This is a genomic window from Rhodococcus sp. KB6, from assembly GCF_001445685.1.
GTDB lineage: Bacteria > Actinomycetota > Actinomycetes > Mycobacteriales > Mycobacteriaceae > Rhodococcus_F > Rhodococcus_F qingshengii.
This window is the reverse complement of sequence record NZ_LNAK01000122.1, coordinates 160,374-180,974: the sequence shown is the minus strand read 5'-3', so window position 1 is coordinate 180,974 and position 20,601 is coordinate 160,374. Positions and strand designations below refer to the sequence as shown.

Annotated in this window: 18 protein-coding genes; 10 read left to right on the top strand and 8 right to left on the bottom strand. The window is 63.2% G+C overall.

What is annotated here, in order from left to right; all coding sequences use genetic code 11:
• Positions 1–12: 12 nt before the first annotated feature.
• Positions 13–1,587, top strand: coding sequence for an AMP-binding protein (locus tag ASU23_RS19570; RefSeq protein ID WP_039972740.1), 1,575 nt, complete (start codon positions 13–15; stop codon positions 1,585–1,587).
• A gap of 24 nt (positions 1,588–1,611) precedes the next feature.
• On the opposite strand, the gene ASU23_RS19565 is transcribed toward ASU23_RS19570, so the two are convergent.
• On the bottom strand, positions 1,612–2,295 hold the full coding sequence (locus ASU23_RS19565; protein WP_003944308.1) for a response regulator: 684 nt from the start codon (positions 2,293–2,295) through the stop codon (positions 1,612–1,614).
• Positions 2,292–3,944 (bottom strand): ATP-binding protein, encoded by a 1,653-nt coding sequence (locus ASU23_RS19560; protein WP_233272364.1) that lies wholly within the window; start codon positions 3,942–3,944, stop codon positions 2,292–2,294. The genes ASU23_RS19565 and ASU23_RS19560 overlap by 4 nt, the downstream gene beginning before the upstream one ends.
• Before the next feature lie 157 nt (positions 3,945–4,101).
• Here ASU23_RS19560 and ASU23_RS19555 point away from each other — a divergent pair, with 157 nt between their 5' ends.
• Together ASU23_RS19555 and ASU23_RS19550 are read left to right on the top strand one after the other, a co-directional pair.
• Entirely contained in the window at positions 4,102–5,109 is a 1,008-nt protein-coding gene (locus ASU23_RS19555; protein ID WP_231915012.1) for a tripartite tricarboxylate transporter substrate binding protein, read from the top strand.
• A gap of 93 nt (positions 5,110–5,202) precedes the next feature.
• A complete protein-coding gene (locus tag ASU23_RS19550) occupies positions 5,203–6,588 on the top strand; it encodes a CitMHS family transporter (protein WP_003944372.1) in 1,386 nt (461 codons plus the stop codon).
• A 6-nt stretch (positions 6,589–6,594) separates the two neighbouring features.
• On the opposite strand, the gene ASU23_RS19545 is transcribed toward ASU23_RS19550, so the two are convergent.
• A complete protein-coding gene (locus tag ASU23_RS19545) occupies positions 6,595–7,782 on the bottom strand; it encodes a nitric oxide synthase oxygenase (protein ID WP_042924169.1) in 1,188 nt (395 codons plus the stop codon).
• A gap of 235 nt (positions 7,783–8,017) precedes the next feature.
• Between ASU23_RS19545 and ASU23_RS19540 the strand changes: the two genes are divergently transcribed.
• Entirely contained in the window at positions 8,018–9,178 is a 1,161-nt protein-coding gene (locus tag ASU23_RS19540) for a globin domain-containing protein (protein WP_003944359.1), read from the top strand.
• Between the two features lie 3 nt (positions 9,179–9,181).
• Here ASU23_RS19540 and ASU23_RS19535 read toward each other — a convergent pair whose 3' ends face one another.
• Positions 9,182–9,928 (bottom strand): FAD-binding oxidoreductase, encoded by a 747-nt coding sequence (locus tag ASU23_RS19535; RefSeq protein WP_003944435.1) that lies wholly within the window; start codon positions 9,926–9,928, stop codon positions 9,182–9,184.
• 16 nt (positions 9,929–9,944) lie between these two features.
• Positions 9,945–11,111, bottom strand: a complete 1,167-nt coding sequence (locus ASU23_RS19530) for an FAD-binding oxidoreductase (protein WP_037131510.1) — start codon at positions 11,109–11,111, stop codon at positions 9,945–9,947.
• 212 nt (positions 11,112–11,323) lie between these two features.
• Here ASU23_RS19530 and clpB point away from each other — a divergent pair, with 212 nt between their 5' ends.
• The 5 genes from clpB to pyrE all read left to right on the top strand — a co-directional run bounded on the left by clpB (position 11,324) and on the right by pyrE (position 17,468).
• Complete coding sequence (gene clpB, locus ASU23_RS19525; RefSeq protein ID WP_003944290.1) at positions 11,324–13,876, top strand: ATP-dependent chaperone ClpB; 2,553 nt, start codon at positions 11,324–11,326, stop codon at positions 13,874–13,876.
• A 158-nt stretch (positions 13,877–14,034) separates the two neighbouring features.
• Positions 14,035–15,015, top strand: a complete 981-nt coding sequence (locus ASU23_RS19520) for a hypothetical protein (protein ID WP_058038550.1) — start codon at positions 14,035–14,037, stop codon at positions 15,013–15,015.
• Between the two features lie 86 nt (positions 15,016–15,101).
• Positions 15,102–15,989 carry a hypothetical protein gene (locus ASU23_RS19515; RefSeq protein ID WP_003944407.1) on the top strand — a complete coding sequence of 296 codons (888 nt, stop codon included), beginning with the start codon at positions 15,102–15,104 and terminating at the stop codon, positions 15,987–15,989.
• 46 nt (positions 15,990–16,035) lie between these two features.
• Entirely contained in the window at positions 16,036–16,836 is an 801-nt protein-coding gene (locus tag ASU23_RS19510; RefSeq protein WP_037131478.1) for an SDR family oxidoreductase, read from the top strand.
• A gap of 98 nt (positions 16,837–16,934) precedes the next feature.
• The gene (gene pyrE / locus ASU23_RS19505) at positions 16,935–17,468 is read left to right on the top strand and encodes an orotate phosphoribosyltransferase (RefSeq protein ID WP_003944385.1); all 534 of its coding nucleotides are present in this window, start codon (positions 16,935–16,937) and stop codon (positions 17,466–17,468) included.
• 51 nt (positions 17,469–17,519) lie between these two features.
• On the opposite strand, the gene ASU23_RS19500 is transcribed toward pyrE, so the two are convergent.
• The 3 genes from ASU23_RS19500 to ASU23_RS19490 are packed head-to-tail and all read right to left on the bottom strand — an operon-like array spanning position 17,520 to position 19,840.
• Positions 17,520–18,776 carry an MFS transporter gene (locus ASU23_RS19500; RefSeq protein WP_058038549.1) on the bottom strand — a complete coding sequence of 419 codons (1,257 nt, stop codon included), beginning with the start codon at positions 18,774–18,776 and terminating at the stop codon, positions 17,520–17,522.
• A 23-nt stretch (positions 18,777–18,799) separates the two neighbouring features.
• The gene (locus ASU23_RS19495; protein ID WP_058038548.1) at positions 18,800–19,243 is read right to left on the bottom strand and encodes a MarR family winged helix-turn-helix transcriptional regulator; all 444 of its coding nucleotides are present in this window, start codon (positions 19,241–19,243) and stop codon (positions 18,800–18,802) included.
• 33 nt (positions 19,244–19,276) lie between these two features.
• On the bottom strand, positions 19,277–19,840 hold the full coding sequence (locus ASU23_RS19490; protein ID WP_058038547.1) for a TetR/AcrR family transcriptional regulator: 564 nt from the start codon (positions 19,838–19,840) through the stop codon (positions 19,277–19,279).
• Between the two features lie 63 nt (positions 19,841–19,903).
• On the opposite strand from ASU23_RS19490, the gene ASU23_RS19485 reads away from it, so the two are divergent.
• Positions 19,904–20,584, top strand: a complete 681-nt coding sequence (locus ASU23_RS19485) for a 1-acyl-sn-glycerol-3-phosphate acyltransferase (protein ID WP_003944312.1) — start codon at positions 19,904–19,906, stop codon at positions 20,582–20,584.
• Positions 20,585–20,601 lie beyond the last annotated feature (17 nt).

Here is a 20,601-nt window from a genome sequence, read left to right as displayed (position 1 = left end):
AAGGAAGACCAGATGACAGACGAGTTCGCTGACCTGCACCGACCGGTATACGGTCCGGACCTGCTCATCACCGCTCTGGAACGCAATCACGACAAGCCCGCGCTGTACCTCGGCGACGTGATCCTCACCGGCGGTCAGATGCGCGATCAGATCAGCTGCTTCGCCCAGGCGCTCGCGTCTTTGGGAATCACTCAGGGCACCAGCACCGCGATGCTGTCGAAGAATCGCCCCGAGGTTCTGATCAGTATGGGCGCGACCATGATCACCGGCTGCCGGGCGAGCGCCTTGAACCCGATGGGATCGCTCGACGACCACAAGTACATCGTCGACGACGCCGAGATCGAGACGCTGATCTTCGATCCCAATGCCTTCGAAGAGCGTGCCGCCGAGTTGAAGGCGTCGTCACCCTCGTTGACCAACGTGCTCTCGATGGGGCCGTCCGAGGTGGGAATCGACATCCTCGCGCTGGCTGCCACGTTCGAGCCCGCGCCGCTGAAGGCAGCGCACGTCGACGCCGAAGACGCCAGCAGCATGGTGTACACCGGTGGAACGACCGGCAAGCCCAAAGGTGTTGTCGGATCCTTCCGTTCGGGTGCTGCGCTCAATCAGATCCAGATGTCGGAGTGGCAGTGGCCCGAGGACAATCGCTTCCTCATCTGCACGCCACTCTCACACGCAGGTGCAGCGTTCTTCATCCCGACCTTGCTGCGCGGCGGTGCGTTGATCGTCCTGCCTGCCTTCGAGCCAGGTGCTGTGCTCGAAGCGATCGAGAAGCACAAGATCACGGCAACCATGTTGGTGCCCACCATGATCTACATGCTCATGGACCACCCCGATCTGCCCAAGCGGGACGTCTCGAGTTTGCAGACGCTGTTTTACGGAGCGTCCGCGATGTCTCCCGCCAGACTGCAGGAGGGCATCAAGAAGTTCGGTCAGATCTTCTTCCAGTTCTACGGTCAGACCGAGTGCGGCATGACTATCTCGGTGCTGCGCAAGGAAGAACACCTCGCCGACGATCCGGCCCGCCTCGCCACGTGTGGGCGTCCGGTGCCGTGGCTCGACGTCCGGTTGCTCGACGACGACCTCAACGAGGTGCCGCAGGGAGAACTCGGTGAGATCTGCGTCCGTGGCCCGCTGATCATGAAGGGCTACTGGAAGAAGCCGGCCGAAACCGCCGAGGCGTTCCGGGGTGGTTGGCTGCACACCGGCGACATCGCGCGCAAGGACAAGGACGGGTTCATGTCCATCGTCGATCGCAAGAAGGACATGATCGTGACCGGTGGTTTCAACGTGTTCCCCCGCGAAATCGAAGACGTGATCTCGGCGCATCCGTCCGTCGCGTCGGTGGCGGTAGTCGGTGTGCCGGACGACAAGTGGGGCGAAGCCGTCAAGGCCTGTGTCGTACTTCGTGCCGGACTGACCGTCGACACCGAGGAACTGGTCGACAAGGTGAAGGCAGCCAAGGGTTCGGTTCACGCTCCCAAGAGCATCGACTTCGTGGAATCACTCCCGCTGACACCGCTGGGCAAGCTGGACAAGAAGGCGCTGCGCGCGCGGTACTGGGAGACCAGCGCCCGCGCGGTCTAGGAACCAGCGTCGTGTAGCGAAGGGTCAGCGTTTCCAGACGTAACGACGTTCCGGGCGGCCCACCACTCCGTATTTCAGCGAAGTGGTGGACCGCCCGGTTTCGTAGAGGTATTCGAGGTAGCGCCTCGCGCTCGCGCGTGAGATGCCGACCCTCTCGGAAATATCTGTGGCCGAGGCGGGTTCGGTTTCGTCTCGTAGTGCTGCCTCGACCAGCTGAAGGGTCTCAGGACTGAGTCCTTTCGGTAGACCCTTGAGGGACGACGCCGTTGTCGCGCCACCTGCCACGCCGAAAGCCTCGTCCACCGCCTCCTGTTCTGCTTCGCCGGAGCTGTCGAGATTCGCATATGTCGATCGGTAACGCTCGAGACGCTCACGGAGAACCTCGAACGTGAAGGGCTTCATCAGGTAATGCACGACGCCGCTGCGCAGCGCTTTCTTGACCGAGCCGGCCTCGCGCTCACTAGTGATGACAAGAACATCCAGCTCCGGTGCCAGCTCGCGAAACGGGGCGATCAGATCGAGTCCGGTGGTGCCGGGCAGGTGGACGTCGAGAAGCACCAGGTCGGGTTGCAACTCACCGACTGCGGCCAGCGCGGTCTCGGCCGAATGGGCAACGCCGCACACTTCGAAACCGTCTATCCGTGAGACGAATCCGCTGTGCACCTTCGCCACCATGAAGTCGTCGTCGACCACCAGTACCCGGATCATGCGCCCTCTCCGTCGTGTAGGACTGCGCTGAAGACAGTCCACTCGATGTCCTCTGCCGAACGAGTGCTCACGGTGACGTCGCCGCCCCGCCGACGACACGTCAGGCGCACCAGCGCCAAACCGAAACCGTGTCCGTCACTCGATTGTCCCTTGGTGCTCCAACCCTGGCCGAACACCCTGTCGCGATTCTCCGGCGCGATACCGGGGCCGGCGTCCTCGACCCGCACTTCGACCGCGGTGCCGCGGCCCCGAATCGACAACCGAACCTTGCGGCGCGCGGCTTCCGGCATCTCACCGACCGCGTCGATGGCATTGTCGACGAGGTTTCCGACCACTGTCACGAGATCTCGTCCGAGTCTGCGGTCCACCGGTTCCAGATGCGTGTCCGCCGCCAGCTCGACCGTGACCAACCCCTGTGCAGCAGCACCTATCTTGGCGATCACGAGTGCGGCGGTGCCGACGTCGGCGATCTTCTCGGTCACGGTCGCGCTGACCTGCGCGCGCTCCATGGTCAGACCCTCGACGTAGCCGACCACCTCGTCGTATTCGCCGAGCTGGATGAGGCCGGAGATGGTGTGCAGTTGATTGTCGAACTCGTGGATGTGGGCGCGTAGTGCGTCGGTGCTGGTTTTGGTCACGTCGAGTTCTTCTTCCACGGAGCGCAATTCGGTGCGGTCGCGGAAAGTGGTGACCGACCCGATGGTGCGGCCTTTCGATTCGATCAAGACGGTGTTGAGGACGAGCAGGCGATCGCCGACAAGAACCAACTGATCGGATTCGGTTGTGCCGGAGGTCAGTACACTCTGGAGGCGGTCGTCGAGACCGAGGTCCCGCACCGATCTACCGGCGCTGCCGCGTGGGATGTCGAGGAGTTGGTGGGCACTGTCGCTCATCAGCACCACCTTTCCCTGCGCGTCGAATGCGATGACGCCTTCCTTGAGACCGCGCAGCATTGCTTCACGTTGGCGAACCAGGTCCAGGATCTCGCCGGCTTCCATGCCGAGGGTTTGCCGTTTTACCCTGCGGGCCAACAGGATCGACCCGACGCCGCCGAGAAGGGATGCCACCGCGAGGTATACCAGGAGATTCGGTGCAGACTGCAGCAGCCGTGTCCAGATCGAGGGGTACTCGATGCCGACGATCGCGGTTCCGGTAATCGCTCCTTCGCTGCCGAGAATCGGAACGTGCGCCTCCACGGCCTTGCCGGAGGGCGTGTCGACCAAACCCGTCCACGACCGATCCTCCGTCTGACGTGCGTCGATGCCGACATCACCGGGACGCGTCGAAATGACGACACTGCCGTCGGCGTCGGCAAGCGAGACGTAGGTGACGCCCGAGATGGCGCGTACCGAGTCGACCGAACCTTGTAGTCCGGAGCGGAGGCGGGTCTGCGCCTGGGGGAGTAGCTCGCGTACTGCCGGATTGGCTGCGAGCGATTCCGCTGCCGAGAGTGCGCGACGTCCCTCCTCGCGTTGGAAACTCGCGGACGACTGCGCGAGGGAGAGGGCGGTGACGCACACGAGAACTGCAACGACGATCAGAAGTTGCAGTTCGAGAAGTTGTGTCGCCAGAGTGTGCCGGCGGCGAAACAGCCGGGCAAACAGAGACGACTTGCTCTCTCGCTCCGCCTGCTCGTTTCCTGAGGACACCAGCCAGACCCTAGCCTTCAGTTCGATGCCGGGAAAGCGGCCGTTCGTGAGCACAATGAGCACAAATCAATTTGCTTTCCCAATGGTGACCCCAGTCACAAAGTGCGTCAGTATGAAACCTGTTCACACATCGGTACCGGCAGACAAGGACGAAGCCATGAGCACATCGAAGCGGCTGAGCAGGCATATCGCCCTGCTCGGTGCCTGCGCGATGACTCTCGTGCTCTCGACCGGATGCACTCCGGTCGAGTCCTTCTTCGCCGGTGGCCGAGCGGGTGAGAGTTCCGAAGAACTGCGCGTACTGGTGCCCTCGGTGGCCGGTGGTGGTTACGACCTGACCGCCCGGACCATGGTGCAAGCACTGGCCGACGAAGGGACCGTCGACGCTGACGTCGTTGTGCTGCCCGGATCGGGCGGCATCGTCGGACTCAACCGGTTGGCTCTCGAAAGCGGGAATCCCGACCTACTCATGGTCATGGGGCTCGGAGTTCTCGGTTCGCTCGAGATACTGCCGTCCGAGCACACACTTGCCGACGTGACACCGATTGCGAGACTCGTCGAAGAACCGGAAGCGCTACTGGTTCCAGCAGATTCACCGTACAAAACTCTCGCCGATCTGACGCAGGCCTGGGTGGCGGATCCGTCGTCGATCTCGATCGGCGGTGGTTCGAGTGAAGGTGGACCGGACGGGTTGTTCCGCCTTCTGTTCGCACGGGCGGTCGGCGTCGATCCGTCGCGCTCCCCGTACCGCATCTACGACGGCGGCGGCGAACTGCTTCCCGCACTGCTCACGAGGCAGGTCGACGTAGCCGCCACCGGTATCGGTGAATACCTCGATCAGATTGCGGCAGGCACGGTTCGGGTCCTTGCGGTCAGTTCGCCGGCCCGTACCCCGGCGGTGGATGCGCCCACGATGGCGGAGTCTGGCGTCGACGTCACGTTCACCAATTGGCGGGGTCTCATGGCGCCGCCGGGCCTGACGGACGATCAGCGTCAGCACTTGCAGAATTTGGTGCGGGATCTGGCGGCAAGCCCGCGCTGGAACGAGCTGTCTCGCCGAAACGGTTGGAACAGTGCAGTTCTCACCGAACCCGAGTTCTCCGCATTCCTCACCGATCAATCCCGGTTCGTCGACGCAACACTCGATCCGCCCGGCATCAACTGAGCACTACCGAAGTTTCGTTTCACCTCCACGAAGGTCACCGGCTCGATTTGCCGTGCCGTTTTTCTCGGCAATTCAGCACTAAAGGAGTTCATCATGCTCGTCACACTCGGCTTCCTCATGGTTGCGGTGTTCATGTTCCTGATTCTCACCAAACGCGCGACCCCGGTGGTGGGACTGACTCTGGTTCCGGTGGCCTTCGGACTACTTGCCGGGGCCGGCCTCGGAATCGGCGACATGATCACCGACGGCATCAAGTCGCTCGCACCCACCGCGGCGCTGTTGTTCTTCGCGATCATCTTCTTCGGAATCATGATCGACGTCGGCCTCTTCGATCCGCTGGTCAAGCTCATCCTGCGGATGGTGCGAGACGATCCGATGAGGCTCGTGGTCGGAACCGCAGTGCTCGCGATGGTGGTCTCGCTGGACGGAGACGGTTCGACGACCTTCATCATCGTGACCTCGGCGCTGCTTCCGCTCTACCTCAAACTCGGTGTCAGTCCCGTCGTTCTGACGGTGATCGCCGGCCTGTCCAACGCGACGATGAACATCATTCCGTGGGGCGGCCCGACCGTCCGGGCCGCGAGCGCGCTGGGACTCTCACCCTCCGACGTGTTCGTGCCGATGGTGCCGTCGTTGATCGTCGGCCTGATCATGGTGCTCGGATTCGCGATTCACCTCGGGATCATGGAGCGCCGCAGGATCGGGACTTTGGTCCTGACTTCTGAGCGCATCCTCGAAAAGGTCGGAAACGGTGGAAGTTCCAGCACGGGTAGCGCCGGCACCGGCGGCTCGAACGACTCCGAGGACGACGGCGGCGACACCGGACGATTCATCGACGGCCTCGACCCCAAGCGGGACACCTTGCGGCCGAAATTGCTCTGGTTCAACGCTGCGCTGACGACGATCCTTCTCGTCGTACTCGTGATGGACATCCTGCCCATCCCGGTGCTGTTCATGATCGCGTCGTCGATCGCCCTCGCGGTGAACTTCCCGGCGGTCAAGGATCAGGGTGAAGCAATCGCACGCCATTCGTCGAGCATCGTCTCGGTGGTCGCGATGGTGCTGGCAGCAGCGGTGCTGACCGGCGTTTTCCAGGGAACCGGCATGGTCGAGGCGATGGCAGAGTGGCTGCTTCAGGTCATCCCCGACGCGATGGGCCCGCACCTCGCCGTCATCACGGGCGTCCTGAGTATCCCGCTCACGTTCTTCATGACCAACGACGCGTTCTACTTCGGTGTGCTGCCGGTGCTGTCCGAGACTGCAGCGCAGTACGGCATCGAGCCGGTGGAGATGGCGCGCGCCTCGATCACCGGGCAGGCCGTGCACATGCAGAGCCCGCTGGTCCCGGCGATCCTGCTACTGGTCACACTCGCCGGTGTTTCTCTGGCGGATCACCACAAGAAGGTTCTGTGGCGAGCGGGCCTGATCTCGATCACGATGCTCGTGGTCGGCGTCGGATTGGGGCAGATCCCCTTCTGAGCGCGATCAGTTGTGGAAGGGGCACCGGCCTTGGTCGGTGCCCTTCTTCTTTTTTGTCACGAAATTGGGCCGGATGTCGAGATCGGGCTCGTCGTACAGGCGGTGGAACGTCGGCGTGAGCGAGCTGGACATGGGCGGGTTCACCCATGACCAGTCGGTCGGGCACTTGCGCCCGGCCTTGTCCTCACGCGCGATGTGATCGATGAATTGCTTTGCGACAGTGTGATGGTCGACCATGATGACGCCGGCCTTGCGGTAGCTGTGGATAACTGCACGGTTCAGTTCGACCAGTGCGCGGTCCTTCCAGAGCGTGCGGTCGTGGCTCATGTCGAGCTCCATCATCGCTCCGATGGTGGGCAACATGTTGTAGCGATCGGTGTCGCTGAAGTTGCGTGCGCCTACCTCGGTGCTGACGTACCAACCGCTGAACGGCGTGCAGGGATAGACGATTCCGCCGATGTCGAGGTTCATGTCCGAGACCGCAGGGACGGCATGCCATTTAAGCCCCAGATCAGCGAACCAGCTGTATTCGGGATGCTCGATCTCGACCTCGAGAACCAGGTCGGTCGGGACGTCGAAGTACTGCAGGGGTTCGTCGGGAACCGAAATCAGCACGGGGAGAACGTCGAACGGCGTACCGGCGCCCTTCCACCCCATGGCGGTGACCTGAGCAGTCAGATCGACGTGCCACGGGTCGCCCAGGATGGTGCCGTCAGGCTGCCGGTAGCCGGCGTAGCGGATCAGTTGCGGGCTGAGGATTCGGTACTCCTGACCGTCCTCGCGGGGGAGTGGCCCGACCGTCACGACCGACTGCAGAGCGCCGCCGTTGGTCGACAGTCGCAGGTGCTCCCAGCATGCTTCGGCGAGAGCGGAAGCCGTGACGGCATCGCGCGCGTCGATGAGTTTGAGGGTCCGCCAATGCGCGCGACCGACGCACCTGGCGTGGTTTCGCCACGCGAGTTTGGCGCCGACGAGCAATTCCTCCGCTGTGTGCGTGTAGGTGCCGGTCCGATGGAGTTCACGCAAGGCCTCACGCCGCCGAGACGTCGGGAGGTGGCCCAGTTCCGGAGAGTCGAAAAATTCGACGCACTCGAGTTCCCGACGTTGAAGCTCGGTCAGCGTCGGGGTAGTGGAGGCGATCTGGGACGTAAGCCCGCTATCGGTGGGCAATTCGTCCTGTCGAACAAAATCCACGGCACGACTCCTGTTTGGCTGGTTGAGATTTCGCTGAACGTTAGCTCGGCGATCGAGAGTGTCGAAGCTCTTGTTTATCTTGCACGCAAGAATAAGAAAGGGACGGTCACACCGCGAAATGGGGTCGCATTGTGACACTTGTCCAGAATGATTTACGAGTCAGACATTTGTGACATAAGCTGCAGACGAAATTCCGCGGCGGGTCTTGCCGCGTCTAGTCGGGACGAGGATGAGCGTGGATTCGCAAGCAATCTCTCTGGTCCGGTCGAGCTTCAAATCCGTCGCTGCGGTAGAAGATGGTCCGGAACGGCTCGCCCGTACCTTCTATTCGATCCTGTTCGCTCGATCGCCCGAAACCCGGGAGTTCTTTCCGGCAGCGATGGATGTGCAGCGTGACCGGCTTGTCAGCGCTATCGCTCACGTCGTCGAACGCCTCGACGAGTCCGACGCGATACTCGAGTACCTCGCGCAGCTCGGCCGCGATCACCGTAAGTACGGCGTCACCGACGAGCACTACACGGCAGTCGGCAATGCCCTGATCGAAGCACTCGAGACTTTCGGTGGCGCCGAAATGTGGACAGACGAGGTCGACAGCGCGTGGCGCAACGCGCTCGCGATCATCTCGGCAGCGATGATGGACGCCGCCAACGCGGAAGACGGTCCGCCCGCGTGGAGTGCCACGGTCATCGAATGCCGCCCGGTCATCAAGGGCGTCGCCGTCGTGCGGCTGCAACTCGACCAGACGATGGAGTACCGCGCCGGTCAGTACGTCAGCGTGCAGGTCGCCGCGAGGCCACGGATGTGGCGCTACCTCTCTCCGGCCACGCCGTACGACGGGACCGGAATCCTCGAGTTCCACATCCGCCAGGTCACCGGCGGGTGGGTCAGCCCGGTCATGGTGAACCAGACCGCTGTCGGTGACACCTGGGTGGTCGGTTCGCCCATCGGCGCCTTGGGGATTCCGGAGAACTCCAAGGACCTTTTGATGATCGCGTCGGGAACAGGTGTCGCGCCTCTTCGCGCTCAGATCCTCGAACTGATCCGACGCGGCAACACTCGCAAGGTCCAACTGTTCTACTCCGGACAGCATCCGTGCGATCTCTACGACCTTCCGCATCTGTGGAAGCTGGCCGAGAAGTACCCGTGGCTCACGATCATCCCGGTCTCCGAAGAAGACGAGAATCCGTGGTGGCACACCGAAGCGGAGCCACTGCCGCCGATCGGCATGAAGCGGCGCATCGTCGGCAAGGTCGGTAAGGTCGTGACCTCGTTCGGGGACTGGGCGGGCTACGACATTCAGGTCGTCGGCAGCGAATCCATGGTCAACAGCACCAAATTCAGGCTTCGCGCAGTGGGCATCGACGTCGACACCGTTCGCAACGACCCGACGTACTGACCGTCAGTACGGATCGAACTGAATGACCTCGGCCGGCGTTCCGGCCTCGATCAATCGATCACGCGTCGACCGAACCATGGCCGCCGATCCGCACACCAGGACCTGATGTTCGGTGAATGCACCGTACGACGCGACGACGTCGGCGAGCGTGCCTTCGATGAGATGATCGTCGCCGAATCCGATGTCGACGTTCAACCGGTCGAACCATCCGTCGGGCGGGCCGCCGTCGGAGAGATCTTCGACGACAGGAATGGGCTGCAACCACGGAAACTGGTCGGCGAGCAGCCACAGCATGTCCGCAGCGTAGAGATCGCGAAGCGTTCGGCCACCGAAGAAGAGGTACACCTGCGGCGGGTTCGGGGTCTGAGCCAGATCGAGAATGATCGACCGGAGTGGGGCCAAACCGGTTCCGCCCGCGACCATGATGACGGTGGGGCCGTTCTCGTCGACGGACAGGTTGCCGCGCGGGTCGAGGATCTGCCAGACGTCACCAGGCTGGGTGTCCTTGACTATCGAACCGCTGACCCAACCACCGGGAACCGTCTTGACGTGAAACTCCAACTTCCCGTCGTGTGAGGGAGGCAGTGCGGGGGAGAGTCGACGGAGCAACCGCGAATTCTGCGGGACGCTGACGTCGACGTACTGGCCCGGTCGGAACGGGACGACGTCGCCGACAAGACGAACAACCGCCAGATCCTCACGGAGACGGTGATGTTCGACGACTGTGCTCGACCAGGTTCGCTGGGCCATGAAAGTTCTCCTGTAGTCAGTAGAGCGGGTCGTGCCGGATCTGGTCGAGCGGAGTTCCGCCGGCACGCAAGGCGTAGACGGTTGTCTTGATCATCGACGGTGACCCCGAGATCTGCACCTGACGGTCGGCCCACGAACCGAACTGCGCGACCACTTTTCCGATCGGTCCGATCAGCCGGCTGTGCATTCCGAACGGTGGTTCGAGCACCGGTCCGTTGTGCCACCAAGGGTTTTCGGGTTCTTCGGAAACCGGTACGACGGTCAACCACGGATTACTGAGCGAGATGTGCCAGAGCGTTTCGAGGTCGTAGAGATCGCACGGATAGCGGCCGCCGACGAACAGGTGCACGCGCGGGTTGTGCGCGCGTTGAGACATTTCCATCACCTGTGCCCGCAGTGGAGCGATGCCGGTGCCGGATCCGATCATGAGAACGTCACGGTCGCTGGTGAAGTCGACCTCGAGACCGCCGAGGGGAGTGGACATGACCCAGCGGTCACCGACGTTGGTCTCGCTGACGATCGCGGGGCTGACCCATCCTCCCGACACCTTGCGGATGTGGAACTCGAGCTGACCGAAAGGGTTGGTCGGAATCGCCGGTGAGTAGTACCGCCACATTTTCGGGCGCTGGGGAATCTGAACGCCGACGTACTGTCCCGCCCCGTACGGAATGGGTGGGTCGGCTTCGAGGCGCACAATCGCCAGATCGTCGAGGACTCGTTCGTGGCTGACCACGGTTGCGCCCCAGAGCGCCGGGGTCGTATCGGATTCGGCGCCGTCGGCCATCGTGCCGACGACGAGGTCGGTGAACTGAGACCAGGCCTCGTCCAGCTCCGGCGTCCACTTGTAGCGGCTGTGCGCGCTCGTGCCGTACATCGACCGAACCGCACGCTTCAGCGCGACGCCGGCGGCCTCGTAGTGCTCACGCTCGACGCCGTAGCGACGGTGGTCGCGGCCGAGTTGGGTGAGGAACTTCCGGATTCGGCGATGCTGGGGCAGATTTTTCACGACGAACTCGATGGCTCGGAAGAAACGGTGGCCCTGCGATTCCATCCCGGCGGGGAACAATGAGCGGTACAGAGGATGTTCCGCAAAGAGGCCGGTGTAGAACACTGCCGAGAAGTGCGCACGGCTCTCTTCGTCGTCGGTCAGAGAATCGAGGCTGGATTGCAGACGGGCGATCACTGTCGGATCCAATCCATCCCCCTTTCGCACCAGCTGCAACTCTCGCCACAATTCTAGTACGGCTGAAAATGTGACCTACGAAACCAACTCGGCCTGGCGAAAACAAACTTGAGCGGAATAGACTCAAGTTTGTCCGCGTTGAGCATATTGACACAGTCGCAATACCAACCGGTCGCGGCTCTTCCCGTTCGACTTCGCCAGAAAGGTGACAAGTGGACTCGTTCACACCAACAACCAAGACCCAGGCTGCGATGACGGCTGCACTGCAGTCGGCGTCGTCGGCGGGTAACCCCGATATCCGGCCTGCCCATCTGCTGGTCGCATTGCTCGACCAGACCGACGGCATCGCTGCCCCACTACTCAAAGCTGTAGGCGTCGACCCCACGGTCGTACACCGTGAAGCACAGGCAATCGTCGATCGCCTGCCCAAGACAACCGGCGCAAGCTCCACCCCGCAACTCGGGCGTGAGGCACTCGCGGCACTCACTGCTGCTCAGCACCTCGCCACCGAGATGGACGACGAATACGTCTCCACCGAGCACGTCCTCTACGGACTGGCCGGCGGCGACTCCGACGTCGCACAGTTGCTCGTACGTCATGGCGCCACCCAGGACGCATTGCGTGAAGCCTTCACCACCGTCCGCGGCAGCGCTCGCGTCACCAGCCCGGAGCCCGAAGGCACCTACCAAGCGCTGGAAAAGTACTCCACCGACCTCACCGAAGCTGCACGTAGCGGCAAGCTCGACCCGGTGATCGGTCGCGACACCGAGATTCGCCGTGTCGTGCAGGTGCTCTCGCGTCGTACCAAGAACAACCCGGTACTCATCGGTGAGCCCGGCGTCGGCAAGACCGCGATCGTGGAGGGCCTTGCCCAACGCATCGTCGCGGGTGACGTCCCGGAATCGCTGCGAGGCAAGACCGTCGTGTCCCTGGATCTCGGGTCCATGGTCGCCGGTGCCAAGTTCCGCGGTGAATTCGAAGAACGCCTCAAGGCTGTCCTCGACGACATCAAGAACAGTGCCGGACAGGTCATCACCTTCATCGACGAGTTGCACACCATCGTCGGCGCCGGAGCCACCGGTGAATCCGCGATGGACGCAGGCAACATGATCAAGCCGATGCTCGCCCGTGGTGAGCTGCGGCTGGTCGGTGCGACCACACTCGAGGAGTACCGCAAGTACATCGAGAAGGACGCAGCACTCGAGCGTCGTTTCCAGCAGGTGCTCGTCGGTGAGCCCTCGGTCGAGGACACCATCGGTATCCTGCGCGGCCTCAAGGAGCGCTACGAGGTGCACCACGGCGTGCGCATCACCGACTCCGCGTTGGTGGCGGCTGCCGCGCTGTCGGATCGCTACATCACGTCGCGGTTCCTGCCGGACAAGGCCATCGACCTCGTGGACGAAGCCGCATCGCGACTTCGTATGGAGATCGACTCGCGTCCCGTCGAGATCGACGAGGTGGAACGCATGGTTCGCCGACTCGAAATCGAAGAAGTGGCACTCGAGAAGGAAACCGACGACGCGTCCAAGGCTCGGCTCGAGAAGCTGCGTCAGGAACTCGCGGACGACCGCGAAAAGCTCAATCAGCTCAGCACCCGCTGGCAGAACGAAAAGCAGGCCATCGACTCGGTGCGCGTGCTGAAGGAACAGCTCGAAACGCTGCGAGGAGAGTCCGAACGCGCTGAGCGTGACGGCGATCTGGGCAAGGCAGCCGAGTTGCGCTACGGCCGTATCCCGGCGCTCGAGAAGGAACTGGAAGAGGCAGCAGCCGCTTCCGGAGCTGCCTCCGACGGTGACGTGATGCTCAAGGAAGAGGTCGGGCCCGACGACGTCGCAGACGTGGTCGCAGCCTGGACCGGAATCCCCGCCGGCCGGATGATGGAAGGCGAAACCGAGAAGCTGCTCCGCATGGAGTCCGAACTCGGCAAGCGCGTCGTCGGCCAGACCGACGCCGTCGTCGCCGTCTCGGATGCGGTTCGCCGCGCCCGAGCAGGTGTCGCCGACCCCAATCGGCCCACCGGTTCCTTCCTGTTCCTCGGCCCGACCGGCGTCGGTAAGACGGAGCTCGCCAAAGCCTTGGCGGACTTCCTCTTCGACGACGAGCGCGCGATGATCCGTATCGACATGAGCGAATACGGTGAGAAGCACTCGGTGGCCCGACTCGTCGGTGCCCCTCCGGGATACGTCGGTTACGAAGCCGGCGGCCAGCTCACCGAAGCAGTTCGGCGACGCCCGTACTCGGTGGTCCTCTTCGACGAGGTCGAGAAGGCACACCCGGACGTGTTCGACGTCCTGCTTGCAGTGCTCGACGAAGGCCGACTGACCGACGGTCAAGGCCGCACGGTGGACTTCCGCAACACCATCTTGATCCTGACCTCCAACCTGGGATCCGGTGGCACGCGGGAGCAGGTCATGGATGCGGTACGCCACGCGTTCAAGCCGGAGTTCATCAACCGTCTCGACGACGTGGTCATCTTCGACTCGCTCTCCGAGGAGCAGTTGGAGCACATCGTGGACATCCAGCTCGAGCAGTTGCAGAAGCGTCTGGCTGCGCGTCGTCTCACCCTCGAGGTGAACGGTGCGGCTCGGATGTGGCTCGCAGTGCGCGGCTACGACCCGCTGTACGGCGCTCGGCCATTGCGTCGACTCGTTCAGCAGTCGATCGGCGACCAGCTCGCCAAGCTGCTCCTGGCCGGCAAGGTCCAGGACGGCGACACCGTGCACGTCGGTGTCAGCGAGGACGCGGATCAGTTGGTTCTCTCCTGATTCGGTAAGCGGAATGCCCCGTCGATCCACTTGGATCGGCGGGGCATTCGCATTTTGTTCTACCCTGGATGGCTGGATGCTCGAACCGGGGACGAGTGCACCCGCGCCTCTCCGAACGACTCCGACGCTCTTTCGTCCCAACCGAAGGTGAGCCAGGCATGACCGATGAGAACGATCCGCGTAACTCGGGTGGGCCGCGCCGTGAGGATCCCGAGGCCACCGAGGTGTGGGGGCGTACGCCCGACCAGCCGACGGAGCAGTACGGGACGGTGTCCGGCCAGAATCCGAACCAGCCGACGGAGTATTTCGGTCAGCAGCCGGGGGCACAGCAGTATCCGGGGGCACAGCAGTATCCCTACGGGGGCCCGGATCAGAACACGGAGTACTTGGGGCAGCAGGGTCAGCAGGGGCAGCAGCCGAATCCCACTCAGGCGTTCCCTGCCTACAACCCGCAGTTCGATCCGCAGGCGCCGCCGCCTGGTGCGACGCAGGCCTATCCGCCGTACACCGCTCAGCAGTACGGGAACCCGGATCAGTACGGGAACACGCAGCAGTACGGAAATACACAGCAGTATCCGGTTGCCGGTGGTGGCGGTGGAGTTCCGCCGGAACAGCCGTTCATCGACGATGGATCGTCGGGCGGCGGTAAGAAGCGCAAGCTCGCGACGTGGGTGGCCGCCGGTGTGGTCGGGATCCTGGTCGCCGTGATCGCGATCATCGCGTTCTCGGCGTTCGGCTCGAACGACAAGGGCACCCAGACCGCTTTCGTTCCCCCGACCACCACGACGCAGGCGCCGACCACTACACCGCCGAAGGCCAGCACCACGGCGCCGACTCCGACGACGGATTCTCCGCTCAGCCAGCTTCCAGGCGGGCTCGGCGAAGTCATCGGTGACGCCGGGGGAGCCGTCGGCACCGTGAAGTCGAACGACGGCGGCACGTTGGTCATCGATTCGATCGGGGGTTCGCAGGTGACGATTCTGACCACCGCGGACACCACGCTCATCGCGCTCAACCGCGCCACCATCGCCGATCTGCAACCGGGAGACAACATCGTCGTCGACGGCACGCCGGTGGAGAACGGCACGATGACCGCCAACACGATTCTGAGTACGTCGCTGCCGAAGTTCGGCAACTGAGTCGTTCACGACACATCGGGCGAGTCCACCAGGGTGTCGCGGGAGGTTGAGGCCGCGAGTCGCTACCCTGGAGGGTGATGACTGGAATGTGGTTCGGACTGGCAGCAATTGCACTCGCAGGCGCGGGTGCGCTTCTGTACGTCGACAGGACGAGGCGAGATCAATCCGGGCGAGTGCGTCAGATCTGGGCCAAGGCGCAGGGTTACACGTACACGGCCACTGACGATCAGCTGGCAGGCGAATGGCACCGCGCGGTCATGGCCAAGCAGGACTACCTGACTGCTACCGACGTCGTCCGCGGCCGCCGTCGCGGAGAGCAGTTCGTGCTGTTCGACCTGGAGGAGACCGCAACCATCGTGGCTGTTCGCCGCGAGATCGGGTCGGACGTCGACATCGATCTTCGGTTGAAGTCGACGGCTCCGCCCAAGGACGGCGACCTGAACCTGTTGGGTGCGATCGGTTCACGAGTCGTCTTCGCGACCGATCTCGAGATCGCACGTCGTGTCTGTGATCAGCGCATGGTGGCGTTCACCGAATCGGTTCCGCCGTCGATCAGCATGCTGTGGAGCGAAGGGCAGTGGACGCTCGGTTCGCTTCCGGTGACCAGTAACGGCCGGGACTGGGACGCGGCAATCGAGTCGGTTGCGCGCCTGTCCGGCATTCTGCATGTCCTGCCTCCCGTCACCGATCCCAACGAACTCGAGGTCGATCACGATCCGAGCCGCCCGCGGCCGGGCGCCGAGAAGTCTCGCCCAACTCCGGATCCGGTAGAACAGCCCCGTTCGCGTCAAGAGCAGCCGCCCCGCGACGCTCCGCCGCGTGAATTTGCCCCGCGTGAGTCCGCACCGCGTGAGCCCGCACCGCGGGAATCTGCGCCACGTCCGGATCAATCGCTGCGCAAGCCCGAGGCGGCTGACAAGCCGGCTCAGCGCCCGGCGTCGCAGCGCTCGGGCACAATTCGCCCGGTCGACTGACCTTTAAGGTTCCCGTCCAGGCGCGATAACCACTAGCGTGGCCGGTATGTCGACTTCCCACTCGGATCGCCCTGTGCGTCCCGTTGCCCTGGTGACTGGACCCACCTCTGGTCTCGGCGCCGGTTTCGCCAAGAAATACGCCTCCCTCGGATACGACCTGGTTCTCGTCGCACGTGACGAGGTCAGATTGCACGACCTCGCGTCCGAGTTGAAGACGATGTTCGGCACCGAGTCGGAGATTCTGGTTGCCGATCTCGCATCGGAGGCCGGACGCGACACGGTCGCGCTTCGTCTGGAGAAAGGCGTCGAGGTGTTGGTGAACAACGCCGGATTCGGTACCTCCGGCGAGTTCTGGACCGCCGATCCGGCGCTCCTTCAGTCTCAACTCGACGTCAACGTCACCGCCGTGATGCGGCTGACCCGTGCGGCGCTGCCCAGCATGATCGCGTCGGCGCACGGAACGATTGTCAACGTGGCGAGCGTCGCGGGCCTGCTGTCCGGGCGGGGTTCGACGTATTCGGCAAGCAAGGCCTATGTCATCTCGTTCACCGAAGGGCTGTCCGGCGGGTTGGCCGGGACGGGAGTGCGCGTGCAGGCGCTGTGCCCGGGCTTCATTCGCACCGAGTTCCACGAGCGCGCGGGCATCGAGATGTCCACGATCCCCAAGCCGATGTGGCTGAGCGTCGACCAGGTGGTTGCGGCGTCGATGAAGGATCTCGGTGACGACAAGGTCATCAGTATTCCGGGATTCCAGTACAAGGTCCTCACGACGGCCGGGCGTCTCGTTCCCAAGGGGCTGGTTCGCCGGCTGACCAACATCGTCGGACGTGGCCGCGGGCGGACGTAGCCCAGAGGCGGAAGCCGGACGTAGCCCAGAGGCGGAAGCCGGACGTAGCCCAGAGGCAGAAGCCGAACACAAGGCAGTGGTCGGTAGGCTGAGCACTCATGAGCGATCGTGAGGATTTGGCTGCGCTGGTGCGCGAATTGGCTGTTGTACACGGAAAGGTGACGTTGTCCTCGGGCAAGGAAGCCGATTACTACGTCGACCTTCGCCGCGCGACACTTCACCACAAGGCAGCGCCGCTGATCGGCTCGCTGCTGCGTGAACTGGTCGCGGACTGGGATTTCGACGCCGTCGGCGGTTTGACGATGGGCGCCGATCCGGTCGCTATGGCAGTGATGCACGCTCCCGGCCGACCGATCGATGCGTTTGTCGTCCGCAAGGCCGCGAAGGCCCACGGGATGCAGCGCCAGATCGAGGGCCCGGACATCGTCGGCAAGCGTGTCCTGGTTGTCGAGGACACGACCACGACGGGCAATTCGCCGTTGACAGCAGTGAAGGCCCTGCGCGAGGCAGGGGCCACCGTGGTCGGAGTCGCTACGGTCGTCGATCGCGCGACGGGTGCGGATGCGGTGATCGGTGCCGAGGGCGTCGAGTACCGCTCGCTGCTGGGCCTGGAAGATCTGAACCTGAGCTGACGCCCCGTGAGTGGTTAAGGAGTCCCTGCGCTCCTCAACCACTCACAGGGGTCAGTCGCCTACGGTGACGGCGAGTGCTTCGTCGACGCTGTGCGGCGCGGGATCGTGGTCGTCGACGTGAGCGAGAACCTTACGTCCGCTCGACAGGACGAATACGGCGGCGAGGGTGAGCACCGCGCCGACCCAGAACGGCATGTGGACGTTGGATTCGCCGAGCTTGCCGGCTACCCACGGAGCAGCGGCGCCGCCGACGAATCGAACGAAGCTGTAAGCAGCCGAGGCGGTCGACCGCTCCACGGGAGCTGAGATCATGACGGTTTCGGTGATGAGTGTGTTGTTCACGCCGAGGAACAAACCGGCGAGGACGACACCGACGATCAAGACGATCTTGTTCTCGGTGAAGAGCGCCATCATGCCCAGGTCGAGTGCGAACAGGATCAGTGCCAGCATCATCATCGGCAGGGTGCCGAAGCGTCGTTGCAGGCGAGGGGCGAGGAAAACCGACGAGATCGCCAGCATCAGGCCCCAACCGAAGAAGATGAATCCGATCGGGTACGCCCCCATGTCGAGGGGGAACGGCGTGTACGCGAGCAGCGTGAAGAATCCGTAGTTGTAGAGCAGCGCGGTGATGGCAACGGTGAGTAGCCCGCGGTGCCGCAACGCCTGGAAGGGCGCAGCGATGGACGTGTGGTGTTCGGGCTTGGGTGCGCTCGGAAGCATCACCACGATGAGAATGAAGGCGACCGCCATCAGGGCTGCGACGCCGAAGAAAGGTGCGCGCCAGCTGATGTCACCGAGAACTCCGCCGACCAGCGGTCCGACTGCGATACCGATGCCCAATGCAGCCTCGTACAGGATGATCGCCCGTGCCACGCCGCCGCTGGCCGCGCCGACGATTGCCGCGAGCGCCGTTGCGATGAACAGTGCATTGCCGAGTCCCCAGCCCGCACGGAATCCGACGATCTGGCCGATGGTGCTGGAAGCGCCTGCCAGAGAAGCGAACACGATGATGATGGCAAGGCCTGCAAGAAGTGTTTTCTTGGCGCCGATGCGGCTGGACACCACACCGGTGATGAGCATGGCCACGCCGGTGACGAGCATGTAGCTGGTGAACAGCAGCGAAACCTGCGACGGTGTGGCGTCGAGTTGTTCGCCGATCGGTTTGAGGATCGGATCGACCAATCCGATGCCCATGAAGGCGATGACGCTGGCAAAGGCTACCGCCCACACCGCTTTCGGTTGTTTCAGGAGGCTCGGCGGAGCCTCGTTCTGGTGCGTTGATGTCGCGGTCGTGTTGCTCACGGCCACCTCCTTTTTCAGTGGTGGGTGTTTCAGCTGGGATCGGAAGTCTTGATGATGGAACGCAATTCGGCCAATCCGTCGGCCAGTTTCTTGATCTGATCGGGCCCGAGTTCGACGAAGTGGGGGACTAGAGCGTCGGCGATCTCGTTTCGGCCGTCGTTCAAGATCTTTCGTCCCTTGTCCGTCATGGCCACTCGAACTGCCCGGGCGTCCTCGGGGTCGGCGCGCCGTTCGACGTAACCGTTCTCGCCGAGTTTGCGCAGTAGTGCAGTGGCAGAGGGCTGCGAGCTTCTGTCGAGTCGAGCGAAGTCGCTGATCCGCATTTCGCCGTATTCCTCGAGTAGCGAGAGTGCGCGCAGCCAGGCGCGTGGGTACTGATCGGACGCGAAGGAGCCTGCCAGCTTCGCGAAGCGGTGCGTATTGCTCACGAGGTCGACGAGTAGTTCGTGCAGTTGCTGTTCTTCGTCTGTCACGAAGAATATTATTGCATAGGTTAACTATGTAAATCAACGAGTCCGTGGAAGGTGGTCCGTCACGGCGGTGGCTACCAGCGACGGCACATCGAGGTCGGGTGCGACGAGTGTGAGGCTTCGATTTGCCGCCAGCACTGCGATGCCGTGGGTTCCGGTCCAGATGTTCAACGCAGATGTGGTGGGATCGGAGGCGTCGGCCTCTTCGGTCAGGGATTGCAGGGCGGCGAAGAGTGGGAGAGAAGACTCTCGGAGGTTGCTGCCTGCGCCCTCGAGGAGGTCGTGGCGAAACATCAACTCGAACATCGCCGGTCGCTCCTGGGCGAATGACACGTATTCGATTGCTGCCGAGATCAATCGGCTACGAGCGGGTTGTTTGCCGGCGAGGACGGGATCGAGTCTGTCGGCGAGATCGCGCAGGCCGTGTGAGGCAATTGCGGCTAGCAGGCTGTTGTGGGTCGGAAAGTATCTCCGCGGGGCGCCGTGCGACACGCCCGCCCGACGCGCTATCTCCCGTAGCGTCAGTTCTGTGGCGCCGACGGCATCGAGAATCTCGACGCCGGTGGCGACGAGTGTTTCGCGAAGGCTGCTGACAGTCATGGAAGACAGTGTCTACTATTCACGTCGTAGACACTGTCTACTAGACGGAAAAGGTGATGCCCTGTGCTCTATTGGCTGTTCAAATACGTCCTGATCGGCCCGGTCCTCTGGCTGTTCGGGCGGCCGACGATCGAGGGTCAGCACCACATCCCCAAGAAGGGGCCGGTGATTCTCGCCGGCAACCATCGGGCAGTCGTCGACTCGTTCTTCCTGGTTCTCATGGTGCGCCGACGCATCACCTTCGTCGCGAAGAGTGAATATTTCACCGGGACCGGTGTGAAGGGCGCGATGCAGCGCTGGTTCTTCGGTGGGGCCGGTCAGGTGCCGATCGACCGTAGCGGCGCCGACGCCTCCCGTGCGGCGTTGGACACGGCCATCGGGATTCTCGACAAGGGTGGTGTCTGGGGGATCTACCCCGAGGGAACACGATCACCCGACGGTTGCCTGTACAAGGGAAAGACCGGAGCGATTCGAGTTGCCTTGGAAACCGGGGCGCCGGTCATTCCCGTCGTCGTACACGGCGGCGACGCAGTCAACCCGCCGGGTACGCGGATGTGGCGCTTCAGCAAGGTCCGGATCACGGTAGGGGAGCCGATCGACTTCTCTCGGTACCGCGAACTTCGTGGCTACCAGGCCGTCGTGCGTGCGGCGACGGACGAATTGATGGCAGTGCTCTGTGACCAGTCGGGGCAGGAATACGTCGATGTCTACGGCGCGGACGTCAAATCCGGCGATGCCGCCTGAGTGACCCAGTACGGTCG